Source organism: Pseudoalteromonas sp. 3J6, from assembly GCF_903995135.1.
Taxonomy (GTDB): Bacteria; Pseudomonadota; Gammaproteobacteria; order Enterobacterales; family Alteromonadaceae; genus Pseudoalteromonas.
Genome location: NZ_LR877185.1, coordinates 3,126,936 through 3,140,238, shown reverse-complemented (window position 1 = coordinate 3,140,238; position 13,303 = coordinate 3,126,936). Strand labels below are relative to the sequence as shown.

Sequence of the window (13,303 nt, the reverse complement as noted above, 5' to 3'; positions counted from 1 at the left end):
TATGTACTATTGGGAATAAGATATATTTTTTAGTAATAAGGTGCGTTTTTAATGTCAGAGTTTTTATTGCCAGATGAACCCAACAACCAAGTTTATCTTGATGCAAATGCGACCACACCTGTATTGCCATGTATTGCAGAGGTTGTGTGCCATGCGATGCAAATTTGTTTTGGTAATCCCTCAAGTCCCCATATAACCGGTATTCAAGCCAAACACTTATTAGAACAAACGAGGCAAAAAGCGCGCAGCGTGATTGGTGCGCAGCAGGGCGATATATTATTTACCTCAGGTGCGACCGAAGGTATTCAAACTGCTATCGTATCAACCTTAATTAATGCCAAACAGCACACAAAATCTAAACCGGTTTTATTGTATGGAGCAACTGAGCATAAAGCGGTGCCTAATACATTAAAACATTGGAATACTGTGCTTGAAATTAACGCTGACATTATTGCTATTCCGGTAAATCGTGACGGTATTTTAGATTTAGACTTTATTGCTCAGCATATTGATAACGCCCTGATGATTTGCACTATGGCTGTTAATAATGAAACCGGTGTATACCAAGATTTAAGTGCTATAGAAAAGGTGATCCGCAGTCGTAATAACGATGTGACTTGGATGGTTGACTGTGTGCAGGCACTGGGTAAACAACAACTCAACCTAAGCAAAACCACGATTGATTATGCGCCATTTTCAGGGCATAAACTCTATGCACCCAAAGGCATCGGCTTATTATATATCCGTCAAGGTAGTCCATATACGCCGTTTATTGCTGGTGGCGGCCAAGAAAGTGGCATGCGCTCAGGTACAGAAAACCTGCCCGGTATTGCAGGGCTAAATAAGCTGTTTAGTTTGCTGCTTGATAAACAAGACGATACTTTTAAATCAGCAGATGTACTTAATTTGTATCGCGATAAACTGCATAGCGCTTTAGTTGATACTTTTGGAAGTATTACTTTTAACCATGACTTTACCTACTCAGTACCCACAACGTTAAACTTTGCGGTTAATGATTTAACCAGTAAAGAAGTTATTGATTTATTTGACGCTGCAGGTATTAGAGTCAGCGGTGGCTCAGCCTGTAGCACGGGCGCAACTCAAAGCTTTGTACTTGATGCGATGGGAGCCTCACAGTGGCAAAGTGAAAATGCGATTCGTTTATCGTTTGGACCTGCCGCCACTATGGCGCAAATAGACTATGCATGTGAACAAATTCGTGCACTTAAAACAGTGTTACAAGCAAATTGTTTGGTTATTTCTGATAGTAGCTTAGTAGCACAAGAAGTATGTGCCTTGGGGCTTACCCAATTTAGACATCAAGGTGCTTGCAGTTGGTTGTATGTAGCTGACGATCAACAGGCATTTGTTATTGACCCAATTATTGAACTGATCCCTCGATTTGAAAAAATAGTGAATACACAAAATTTAACTATTACTGCTATTTTAAACACGCATGAGCACCAAGATCGTCACTGTGCTCTTGATTTAATGCGCAGCGCACTCAAAACAAATTTAGTTGCTGGTGAAGTTGATCAATTAGGCTGGCCTGTTAATTGTGAACAATTGCAACTAACCGAACAAGTACTTGAAAAGCTAGCGACGCCTGGACACAGCCAAGATAGCGTGAGTTATTTATTAAAGGCTAATAACGGCGATGTACAGTACTGTTTTTGTGGTGATTTAATTTTACCTGCGGGGCTTGGTAATACAGTACTTGATGGGGGAGATGCGATGCAGATGGCAGACTCTTTGACTAAGTTAACTGCAGAGCTTAATCCGCAAAGCGTGGTGTGCTCTGGGCATGATTATCAACAGTGTTTCGCCATGAATTGGGCTGTGCAAAAGCAGCAAACACCTTTATTAAAAGCGCTTATTGAAGGTGATATCAGCCATACTGAATTTGCCATGCAAAAACAACAAGCAGACTCACAACAACACACATTAGCAAATTCGCTTTGTGGTTATGTTAATGCAAAGCCTCAAATCGAAACTTCGCAGCTTAGTTTTAATCAAGCGAAGGAAATGCTCTCACATAACAGTGTATATTTAATTGATACCCGAGAGCCTTATGAGCATGGCGCTAACAATATCAGTGGATTGCTTAATGTGCCTGAGGCTAAAACTTTAAATATTCCTCTAAGCCGAATGGCCAATGCACTAACCCAAGGGCAACTAGATAAAAACAATCAATACATATTGGTGTGTCGCAGTGGAAATCGTTCAAAAATTGCGGCGGCAAACTTAATTGAACTTGGTTATAACCGCGTTTTTAACTTATCGGGTGGTTTAGCTTTGACCAGCTAATAGTTTAATAAAAGAAAAAGGCCGACATGTGTCGGTCTTTTTTTTGCCTGCTTTAATCGAAGATTAATAAAATGTTCATTGTGCAGAGGGGGTGAACAGTTGTTAAATTCAATTTTTAATTTTATGATACCGGTGTCAAAAGCAAAAAATTGCGCTATTATCTGCATCAAAGCTTATAAAAATAACGCAATTTAGACTATTTAAGCTATAATGTTGGGCTTTGCTTTTTACAAAAATCGCTTGTTTAGTGTCGTAAAAAATAAAATAAAATGCTTAAAATCAATAGATTAATTAATTAGGGGATGTTTACATGGCGAGCCGTTCTGAGTTAGTAAGTTGGCAAGCACTAGAAAATAGTGCACAAAAGATGACACACACACATCTGAAAACTTTATTTGCACAAGACGATTCTCGTTTTTCTCAATTCTCTACTCAAATCCCAGGTGTGTTGTTTGATTACTCAAAACAACGCATAGATGAAAACGTATTTGGTCAATTAATTTCATTAGCGAAAGAATGCGATATTGAAGCATGGCGTGAGAAAATGTTTACCGGTGAAAAAATTAATATCACCGAAGACCGTGCGGTTTTGCATACTGCGCTTAGAAATCGCGCTCATACACCGCTTATTGTTGACGGCGAAAATATTACAGAAGCGGTCGATAGCGAACTTGCCAAAATTAAGACCTTTGTTGAAAAAGTGCGAAGTGGTCAATGGCTAGGTTACACCGGAAAAGCGGTAAAAGATGTGGTTAGCATTGGTGTTGGTGGTTCAAACTTAGGGCCGCAAACGGCAACTGAAGCACTTAAAGCAGTGGTTGATAAGCCATTAAACGTTCACTATGTTTCAAACGCAGATGGCGTACAAATTGCGTCAGTATTAGATAAAGTAGATCCTGAAACCACGTTATTTGTAATTTCGTCAAAGACATTTACTACCTCAGAAACCATGACTAACTCAAAAACAGCGGTTGATTGGTTTTTAGACAGTGCAAAGGATGACAGCGCTATAGCAAAGCATTTTGTTGCAGTAAGCACTAATTTAGAAAAAACTGCTGCATTTGGTATTAGTGACGAAAACGTATTTACCATGTGGGATTGGGTTGGCGGTCGTTTTTCACTTTGGAGTGCCATTGGTTTACCTATTGCACTTTATGCTGGGTTTGAAGCATTTGAGGCCATTTTAGAGGGAGCGTTTGAAGTTGATGAGCACTTTAAATCGGCGCCGCTAGAACAGAATATTCCTTTAATTATGGCGCTACTCAGTGTTTGGAATACCAGCTTTTTAGGGTTTGATTCGCAAGCTATTTTGCCATACGACCAAGCCCTGCATATGTTGCCAGCATATTTGCAACAAGGTGAAATGGAAAGTAATGGTAAACATGTAACCTTTGATGGACAGACAGTGCCATACACTACCGTGCCAATCATTTGGGGTATGACAGGGATAAACGGTCAGCATGCGTTTTATCAATGTTTGCACCAAGGCAATGTAATTGTCCCTGCGGACTTTATTGGCTCTGTAAAGCCTCAGGTTAACGTAGATAAGCATCACGATATTTTATTATCGAACTTTTTTGCACAAACCGAAGCACTAATGAACGGGGTCGATGCACAGCAGATAACGGCTGATTTAACAGCCAAAGGCAAAACGCCTGCACAAATTGAAATGCTGCTAAAGCATAAAATTCACCAAGGAAACCGCCCAACAACGTCTATATTATTAGACACGATTGATGCAAAAGCGGTCGGTCGATTAATTGCACTGTATGAGCACAAGATTTTTTGTCACGGTACTATTTTACAAATATGCTCATTTGATCAGTGGGGCGTAGAACTTGGTAAAGGCTTAGCATCTAAAATTGAAGCTGAATTAACCGATGATAACGTGGTTAATGAGCACGACAGCTCAACACAAGGCTTAATGGCGTACTACAAACAATACCGTACGCAGTAACATATTCACTTATTACACAATAAGTAACCAAATACCTTTGAACGGGTAGCGCTGGAGTCCTAGGGCCTGTATTTTTGTGAGAGGAATTACAGTGTCCCTAGACCCATTTTTATGGCGCATATAACGAACAACAATTAGTAGGCTTTGTGCTGAGGCCTACATTATCCAGATAATAAACCGCTATAACTGATTACCAATACGGTAGTGGCAGGTAGCATAAACGTAGAGAGTAACTATGCTTAATCCTTTTGATATTATAATTTTTGGGGGCGGTGGTGATCTTGCGTTACGCAAATTACTTCCTGCAATGTATCGAGCATATCAAGAAGGTAACTTACCGCAAGGCTCACGTATTTTGCCTACCGTGCGCGAACAAAGTAAATGCGATGAATACATCGATACTGCACACAAAGCGTTACAAGAATTTTTAAGCGAAGGCGAATATAACGCAAAAGATTGGAAATCGTTCTCAGACTTTTTAGTACCCGTAGTGAGCAATGTCACCGAAGCGGATGATAACTGGGATGTACTGAAAAAAATTCTAGATGAAGATGACAACGATAAATCACGAGTATTTTACTTATCTCTCCCACCTGCTGTTTATGGCACCTGTTGTGAAATATTATCAACGAAAAAACTAATTACTGCCAACTCGCGCGTTGTAGTCGAAAAACCAATTGGTTACTGCGGTGAGTCAGCCGAAGTGATTAATGCGAAAATTGCACAGTATTTTAACGAAGAACAAATTTTCCGTATTGACCACTACTTAGGTAAAGAAACGGTTCAAAACTTAATGGCTCTGCGTTTTTCAAATTCATTATTTGAGAACATGTGGGATGCTAAATCGATTGATAATATTCAAATTAGCTTGTCAGAAACAGTAGGACTTGAAAGCCGTGCTGGTTTTTATGACAAAGCGGGTGCCTTGCGTGACATGGTGCAAAACCACTTGTTACAACTACTTTGTTTAGTGGCTATGGAGTCACCGCATAAGTTAAACGCTAACAGCATCCGTAATGAAAAATTAAAAGTATTAGAAGCATTACGTCCACTTGAAGATACAGATGTTGATAATAATATTATTCGTGGTCAGTACGTACCCGGTGATTTAAACGGTAAAATAGTCCCAGGTTACCTTGAAGAGCTAAACGAAGGGGCGAGTAAAACCGAAACTTTCGTTGCTATTCGTGCGCATATTGATAACTGGCGTTGGGCGGGCGTTCCTTTTTATCTGCGAACCGGTAAACGCATGGCGAAGCGCTGCGCTGAAATTGTAGTGCAATATAAAAAAGTATCACATAACGTTTATGAAGACAGCGTAGGCAATATTGAACCAAACCGTTTGATTATTCGCTTACAGCCACAAGAAAGCATTCAGTTAACGCTGATGTCAAAGCGTCTTGATAACTTAGATATGCAACTTGAACCTGTAACGATGAATATTGAATTGTCACAAGCGTATAGTAACGGTTTCCATTCAGATGCTTATAAACGTTTAATGCTTGATGCAGCCGCTAATAATCCTTCGTTATTTATTCACCGCGACGAAGTACGCCAAGCTTGGAAGTGGATTGATCCAATTATTGAACGTTGGCAAGAGAAGGGTAAACCTTCATTGTACCGAGCGGGTAGTTGGGGTCCTGAAGACGCTGATGATTTATTAGCAGAGAATAACCATGTTTGGTTTAACACCGGTGATAAGGCATAAGTAATGGCAAAAATAGTAGAAAAGTTTTTTGACGATAAAGCCGCTTTAACTGATGAATTATCTCAGTCATTAGAGCAGGCCTTACGTAATGGGATTGAAGCTGATGGCCGTGCAGTGCTAATGGTTTCAGGTGGATCTTCACCTGAACCTGCGTACAAGCATTTATCAACCCTTGATTTAAACTGGGCTCATGTTGATGTTGCTATGGTTGATGAACGTTGGGTTGAGGCAAGTCACGAAAAGAGTAATGAAGCATTCATTAAGCGTACTTTGCTACAAAACCATGGTGCAGCCGCTAATTTTATTAGCATGAAAAATGCAGCAGCCACTGCAGAGCAAGGTGTTGATTCGTGTGAAGCGCAGTTTCAAGCATTAAAGCGCCCGTTTGATGTTACTATTTTAGGGATGGGCCCTGATGGCCACACCGCGTCATTATTCCCACATGCTCAAGGGCTGAAAAACGGCTTAGATTCAAACCAACTTGTGTGTGCCATTAACGCAATTGAGAGTGATGTAACAGGGAGTATTACCGAGCGCATGAGCTTAACGCTAAATGCAATTTCACAATCTAAAGTAGTTAAATTACTTATTAGTGGCGATGAAAAGCTGGCTGTGTATAAACAAGCTTTAGCGGGTGGTGATGTGAATGATATGCCGTTACGTGCAGTACTAAATCATCCTGAGATCAACATTGAAGTGTATTGGGCACCCTAATTCAGTCTAAACTAGGTGCTTTAAAACCACGTTAATTGATGGTTTAATGAAAGGTCAGTCGCTTTTGCTACTGGCCTTTTTTATTGCGACATGTTTGAGTCGTTAATCAATCAATAACAAAGTGCTGTAAAAATTTGAAGTTTAAATATTTCCCTTAAGCTAAGTACCTTTTTAATGCTCTTATATTTTTAAAAGTCACTAAATAAACTTATATTTATCAATAAAAACAGTAGGTTAATTTTGGTTCGGCGCGGAGTTATATAAGCCATCAATCTCATCTGCTATTCGCAATCTCTCTTATTTTAAATACATTAAGTATAAAAAACGCCATTATTTACATGCTTGGTATGAAGAGTAAGCATCGGACGAACTCTACTTTTTTATAAAATAATAAATCAACATAAAATCAATAATTTAATTATATATTAGTTAAATTTCATACAAAAAGAGCGGAAAAATGTAGCAAAATTGTAATTTAGCATGTATGGTTTGTTACTGCTATGACAGCGCTGTCATGGCGGTTAGGCAAAATGATAAACAAAACCAATAAAATGATTCGAGGGGAATCCTGTGTTAGCTAAAAATTTTAAAAAAAGCTTATTAGCAGTAAATATCGGCTTAGTTGTGGGAGCTGGGTTTACTGGTGCTGCATTCGCAGCCGATGAAGTTAAAGTTCAAAATGATGTTGAAGTCATTGAAGTACGCGGTATACGCGCTTCAAATAAAGAAAACTTAAACGGAAAACGTTTTTCTAATGCTGTTGTTGATGTTGTAACAGCGGAAGATGTTGGTAAGTTTCCTGATGGCGATGTAGGTGAATCTCTTGGTCGTATTTCTGGTGTAAGTGTATCTCGTCAATTTGGACAGGGTCAGCAAGTATCGATACGTGGTGCTTCAGCACAACTTACACGTACATTGCTTGACGGTCATACAGTTGCGTCAACAAGTTGGTTTGACCAACAAGCCGTAGACCGCAGTTTTAACTACTCATTATTACCGTCAGAATTAGTCGGCGGCTTAGAAGTTTATAAGTCGTCACAGGCTAATCTAGTTGAAGGTGGTATTGGTGGTACCGTTATTGTTAAAACACGTAAACCTCTAGATTTAGATTCAAACACTGTATTTGCAAGTGTAAAAGCTGATTATGGTACAGTTTCTGAAGAGACAGATCCTGAACTTTCTGGCTTATACAGCTGGAAAAATAATAATGAAACATTTGGTATCTTAGCGGCGGGTTCTTTATCAGAAGTAGATTACCAACGTAACGGTATTGAATCATCAGGTGGTTGGAGTGGCGGTATGGCACCAACAACATTCCAACAAGCACGTGAACGTACAGCTTATAATGTTGCCATGCAATACCAGCCATCAGATTCGCTTGTATTAGGCCTGACTTACACTAGCTTAGAGCTAGATGCAAATAATGCTAACTCGCAAATAATTATCTTCCCAGGCGACGGCTCATGTGAGCAAACTAATGCTTCAGGTAATTGTGTCTTTCGCACAATTGACGGAAATGGCACTGCTTTTTTCCAAACATGGGCGCGTAAAGCAAGCATGAAGTCTGATACGGTTGATTTTGACTGGCAATATGATGCAGAGTCATTCACATTTAAAGGTCGCGTAGGTAAAACCAGTGCTGACAGTGACGTAACAACTGCAAACTATGGTATGTTTACTAATAACAATAGTGATCTAAATGGCTCTATGGATATGACTGGTGATGTGACTAAATTTAATTTAGCAAACCAATCTTACGATGCGAGCATTTTACCTGATACCATCAGTCCGCAAACATGGGCGCCTGAATATAACCCTGATTCAGATGAAGAAAGCTACTTAAACTTAGACTTCGAAATTCCACTTGATCTGGGCGTGGTTACTGCAATTAAAACTGGTTTAAGATACGCCGATCATAAAGTTGTCCAAGATAGCAATGCTGCTATTGTAAACCCAGATTTAGTGCCAAAGCGAAATGCAACAGCATACTACCCTGGTACAGTGACTGCCGGCGGTGGTTTTGTTATACCTGAACCTGATATGGATCTAATGATTGCTGATTCATTAGCAATGACTGAAGGTTATACTGCACGTCCACAAGGCTATGGCACCATTGAAGAAGAAAATTTAGCAATCTATGCGATGGCTGATTTTGACGCAGGTGGCATTCGCGGTAATTTAGGTGTGCGTTACATCTCAACTGATATTTCTTCAGATTACTATGACTTAAGCGATGAAGGTGTTTACGATTCTACCTTATCTACAGATAAAGCAGATTACAGTGAGTTCTTACCAAGCTTAAACGTCGTTATGGACTTAGCTGATAACGTAATTTTACGTACCTCGGCAGCACAAGTTATTTCTCGTCCTAATTACGCTGACTTATTTGCAACGCGTAACCTAGCTGGCTATACGGATAATCGCCCTTTAAACGAAGTTTTAAATACTGGTAACGTTGGTTTAAGCCCGTTTAAAGCATTCCAAGCTGACATTGGTGTTGAATGGTATTTTGATGACGATGCGATGTTAAGCGTCACTTACTTTACTAAAGAAGTAAGTTCGTTTATCTCTACACAACAACAAACCAATCAACAAATTGGTATTGATATCCCAGTTTATACAACTAACCCAGATGCAGGCGAACCACCATGTGGCGCGCAGCAATATGACTGTTGGACTGTGAGCTCTTCTACCAACGGCACAGGTGGTTCAATTGAAGGTATTGAGTTCCAAATTCAAGATTCGTTTGATAACGGCTTTGGTTATTCATTTAACTACACCTATTCAGATGCAGAAGCGCCAGCAGAAAATTACCCAGATCGTGTAGGCGTATTCTCTGACTCATCGAAAAATAGCTATAACGTGGTTGGTTTTTATGAAAATGAGGATTTCTCTGCGCGTTTAGCATATAACTGGCGCTCAGAGTTTATTATTCGTGAAGCACCTGGTTGGTATGGTAACCGTGAACATCAAGCTTACGGACAGCTAGACTTCAGTGCAACATACTCTGTAACTGACTACTTAGATGTTACTTTCGAGGGTATTAACCTAACAGAGGAAGACAGTATTCAGCTTGGTAATAACGATGCATCAACATCATTACCAAACCCTGATCTACTCAATGACTTCCCAGTGTGGAGCTTTGAAGGTGAAGCACGTTATAAACTTGGTGTAACAATGCGTTTCTAATATGCTGAGTTAAAAAAGTAATCTAGGCCCAGCATTGCTGGGCTTTTTTACGAGATTAAACATCATTGGTGATTTATGGATATAAAAAAAGTGGCAATTTTAGGTGGTGGAACAGCTGGTTGGCTAGCTGCAAACCACATTGGCAAAGAGCTACTAAAACGCAAAGGTGTTTCTGTGACTTTAATTGAGTCACCCGATATACCGCCAATTGGAGTAGGTGAAGGTACAGTACCTGACATAAGAAACACGCTAAAAAGTTTTGGTATTCGTGAAGATGAATTTATTCGCCAATGCGATGCAACGTTTAAGCAGTCGATAAAGTTCGTCAACTGGATGGATAAAAAAAAGCATGGAGAAGGTAATTTTTTTCATCATTTATTTGATGTACCAAGTCCCTACGATACCAAACACTTAACTCAATATTGGTTAAACGATAAGCAAACAACAAAAAGTCATGCGCAGTTCCTATCTTCTCAGCACGCTATTTGTGAGGCTGGTTTAGCCCCTAAAAATATCACTAATGCCCAATATGAGGGCGAGTTGGCTTATGCGTATCATTTTAATGCAGGGAAATTTGCGCAACTGCTAGCGTGTAATGCAAAAGATAAGTTTTCGGTGTCTCACGTACATACCAATGTAACTCAAGTAAAGCTTGCTAATGATGGCACAATAGCAGCGTTAATGACTGACAGCGAAGGTGAGCTTGAATTTGACTTTTATATTGATTGTTCGGGATTTGAATCTTTACTGATAGATAAAGCTTTAAAAGTTCCTTTTGTTGATGTGTCTGATAGCTTACTGATAAATAGCGCTCTAGTTGTGCAAGTGCCTACAAAAGAAGACGAGGATATTCCACCTTATACGCTTGCTACCGCCCATCAAGCTGGCTGGATATGGGACATTGCGCTTACAAATAGGCGGGGAGTGGGTTTTGTTTATTCGAATAACCACATGACCGACGAACAAGCACATGAAAAACTGGACCGTTATCTAGGGGCAAGTAAGCAAGACCTTAGCTATCGAAAAATCCCCATGAGAGTTGGTTATCGTAAAAAGTTTTGGCATAAAAACTGTGTCGCACTTGGCTTAGCGCAAGGGTTTTTAGAGCCATTAGAGGCAACCTCCATTTTATTAACTGACTTTTCAGCGAAGTTTTTAACCCTACGTTTTCCATCATCAACAAAGCAGCTTGAACAGTTAGAAACGCGTTTTAATCACGCTATGGGGTATGCATGGGAGCGTGCTATTGATTTTATTAAATTACATTATTGTATTTCAGATAGAACAGATTCAGCTTTTTGGGTAGCCAATAAAAATGATGACACTACCTCTGAGTCATTAAAAGAAAAGCTTAGTTTGTGGGAAGAGTTCATTCCAGTTAGAGATGACTTTTTCAGCCAGTTTGAAGTATTTTACTTAGAGAACTTTTTATTTGTACTCTATGGAATGAATTACAACACTAAGGCATCGCCTTGTTCAAAAGCAGAGCATGAACATTGTCTAGTGCGTTTACAACAACGAGCTGAGATTGATCAATACTTACTTAATAAGCTACCCAATCACAGAGTGCTTTTAGATAAAATTAAACAATATGGCCTGCAGACAATCTAATATTTTGCGAAATGCGTAAGCGGTATATTCAAACAGCTCATCTCACACTTGCAAAAGAGGCTATCGAAAGACGGCCTTTTTTAGCATCGGCTAGGCAGCTCTGTTCAGAATAAATATTTGCACTGTGCAATAAGTTGCCTTGGTAAATAACAAGGCGGTTAAATTTAGCATCAACTTTAAAGACCTGCTCAAATAAACTGGTGCTGCCAGATAAATAGCCTTGATGTTCATCAGGGGCTTTTTTAACCTCATTAACTATATCTGTAAGTAGTGGCTTATGTTGTTGTTTAAATTCAATAATGTTTTTAGGTATATACTTATAAATACTTGTTCCACCAAGCTCCTCTGGCGATAAGTAATGTACAAATGCGTAATCTCTTTCATCACATGAATCAATATGCGGTACTTTTTGGTCAACAATTAAATTTGCAGGTTTGCATGAAACTAATGAAAGTAAACTTTTATGAAGAATAGACTCTTGATAATTTTTATTGTCTATTTTAGGCAGTATTTCATTTTGAAAAAACGCATGTAAAACCCTTAAGTAGGGTTGTGGCATATTGTCGCGAATGCCAGGATAGAAAGAATTGTCTGAAAACATAGGATTAAAATAGGCTATGTTATGGGCAAAATTCATTACACTCTTGGTATCTAAAAGAAAATCATCTACAACGAAGGCTGATAGTTTAGTGCCTGGGATCATCAACTTTTTAATTATTAAGTTTGGGTTTACAGTTAAATTTTTCATTATTTAATGTCTATTTTTGATGGGCTTATTTAATTGAGAACTTTTTATTTAGGCACAAAATTAATATACCACCGAAGACAGCGTTGTCAAAGAGCGCTTTTTGAGCTAATTGTGTTTACGAATTTCATCTTCAGTGGCGTTTATTGGTTATTTGTTGAAATAATAAGCGATAATGTTTTTGTTAATTATTAACGTACAAAATGACACAAAATTTTCACTTCCTTTTTGTCACCAAAACCATTAGCCTTAGGCCACTAACAGTAATAAATCAAATTAATAAATAACGGAGCAGTAACATGGCGGAGCAACAAGTACAGCCTTTACACAACGAAAAACATGCCAACACTAAAATTAAAAATGGCATCAACATCGAATTTATGAAAACTCAACACTTAGTGCCAGTGGTTGCACATGAGTTTGCGCGTATCGCTAATGAATTCCCAATGTCTTTTGTTAAAAATAACGAAACAGGTACTTTTCAAGCGGTTGCAATGTTTGGCCTAGAGCCAGGCGAAAATTTATTTATTGATGGCGACAAATGGACAGCTTCATTTGCGCCTATGGCAACAACGCGTTACCCATTAGGTTTAGTAAAGCACCCAGAGCAAGATCAATTTGGTATCGTAATTGACGAAGCGAGCTCATTAGTTGGTGAAGAAGAGGGTAATGCATTATTCGAAAACGGTGAAGAAACTGATTACCTTAAGCGTCGTAAAGAAGCGTTAGTATCGTTCATTGAGTTTTCTCAAGTAACCGATGCGTTCACTAAATTCCTTGCTGATAAAGAACTACTGGTAGCACAAACGCTAACAGTTGATATTAAAGGTGAGAAAAAAGACATCAACGGTATTTACCTTATCGATGAGAAGAAACTAAATGAGCTAAGCGATGCAGACTTCCTTGAGCTTCGTAAGCGCGGTTATTTAGCACCAATCTATTCTTTCTTAACGTCTACACACCAAGTAGCACGTTTAGCACGTTTAAAAGCGCAACAAGCGTAACTTTAAACGAAATTAAAAAAGCGCCTTAGGGCGCTTTTTTTGTGCCATTAAACTCAGTTCACTTGAAA

At 39.0% G+C, this 13,303-nt stretch carries 8 protein-coding genes; 7 read left to right on the top strand and 1 reads right to left on the bottom strand.

Going from position 1 to position 13,303, the window contains the following annotated elements; all coding sequences use genetic code 11:
- Positions 1-51: 51 nt before the first annotated feature.
- The 6 genes from P3J6_RS14130 (at position 52) to P3J6_RS14105 (ending at position 11,486) form a co-directional block, all read left to right on the top strand.
- The gene (locus P3J6_RS14130) at positions 52-2,307 is read left to right on the top strand and encodes an aminotransferase class V-fold PLP-dependent enzyme (RefSeq protein WP_198523358.1); all 2,256 of its coding nucleotides are present in this window, start codon (positions 52-54) and stop codon (positions 2,305-2,307) included.
- A gap of 310 nt (positions 2,308-2,617) precedes the next feature.
- Positions 2,618-4,264 carry a glucose-6-phosphate isomerase gene (pgi, locus tag P3J6_RS14125; protein ID WP_198523357.1) on the top strand — a complete coding sequence of 549 codons (1,647 nt, stop codon included), beginning with the start codon at positions 2,618-2,620 and terminating at the stop codon, positions 4,262-4,264.
- A gap of 235 nt (positions 4,265-4,499) precedes the next feature.
- Positions 4,500-5,972 (top strand): glucose-6-phosphate dehydrogenase, encoded by a 1,473-nt coding sequence (gene zwf, locus P3J6_RS14120; protein ID WP_198523356.1) that lies wholly within the window; start codon positions 4,500-4,502, stop codon positions 5,970-5,972.
- A gap of 3 nt (positions 5,973-5,975) precedes the next feature.
- Positions 5,976-6,686, top strand: coding sequence for a 6-phosphogluconolactonase (gene pgl, locus P3J6_RS14115; RefSeq protein WP_198523355.1), 711 nt, complete (start codon positions 5,976-5,978; stop codon positions 6,684-6,686).
- 570 nt (positions 6,687-7,256) lie between these two features.
- Complete coding sequence (locus P3J6_RS14110; RefSeq protein ID WP_198523354.1) at positions 7,257-9,875, top strand: TonB-dependent receptor; 2,619 nt, start codon at positions 7,257-7,259, stop codon at positions 9,873-9,875.
- A gap of 75 nt (positions 9,876-9,950) precedes the next feature.
- Positions 9,951-11,486 (top strand): tryptophan halogenase family protein, encoded by a 1,536-nt coding sequence (locus P3J6_RS14105; RefSeq protein ID WP_198523353.1) that lies wholly within the window; start codon positions 9,951-9,953, stop codon positions 11,484-11,486.
- 37 nt (positions 11,487-11,523) lie between these two features.
- On the opposite strand, the gene P3J6_RS14100 is transcribed toward P3J6_RS14105, so the two are convergent.
- The gene (locus P3J6_RS14100) at positions 11,524-12,234 is read right to left on the bottom strand and encodes a DUF6445 family protein (RefSeq protein ID WP_198523352.1); all 711 of its coding nucleotides are present in this window, start codon (positions 12,232-12,234) and stop codon (positions 11,524-11,526) included.
- 296 nt (positions 12,235-12,530) lie between these two features.
- On the opposite strand from P3J6_RS14100, the gene P3J6_RS14095 reads away from it, so the two are divergent.
- Positions 12,531-13,235, top strand: a complete 705-nt coding sequence (locus P3J6_RS14095) for a SapC family protein (protein ID WP_010388497.1) — start codon at positions 12,531-12,533, stop codon at positions 13,233-13,235.
- The last annotated feature ends 68 nt before the right edge of the window (positions 13,236-13,303 follow it).

Bases quoted from the DNA above. Each gene is read 5' to 3' on its own strand.
- zwf (WP_198523356.1), top strand. From the start codon at position 4,500: ATGCTTAATCCTTTTGATATTATAATTTTTGGGGGCGGTGGTGATCTT.
- P3J6_RS14095 (WP_010388497.1), top strand. From the start codon at position 12,531: ATGGCGGAGCAACAAGTACAGCCTTTACACAACGAAAAACATGCCAAC.
- pgl (WP_198523355.1), top strand. From the start codon at position 5,976: ATGGCAAAAATAGTAGAAAAGTTTTTTGACGATAAAGCCGCTTTAACT.
- pgi (WP_198523357.1), top strand. From the start codon at position 2,618: ATGGCGAGCCGTTCTGAGTTAGTAAGTTGGCAAGCACTAGAAAATAGT.
- P3J6_RS14105 (WP_198523353.1), top strand. From the start codon at position 9,951: ATGGATATAAAAAAAGTGGCAATTTTAGGTGGTGGAACAGCTGGTTGG.
- P3J6_RS14130 (WP_198523358.1), top strand. From the start codon at position 52: ATGTCAGAGTTTTTATTGCCAGATGAACCCAACAACCAAGTTTATCTT.
- P3J6_RS14100 (WP_198523352.1), bottom strand. From the start codon at position 12,234: ATGAAAAATTTAACTGTAAACCCAAACTTAATAATTAAAAAGTTGATG.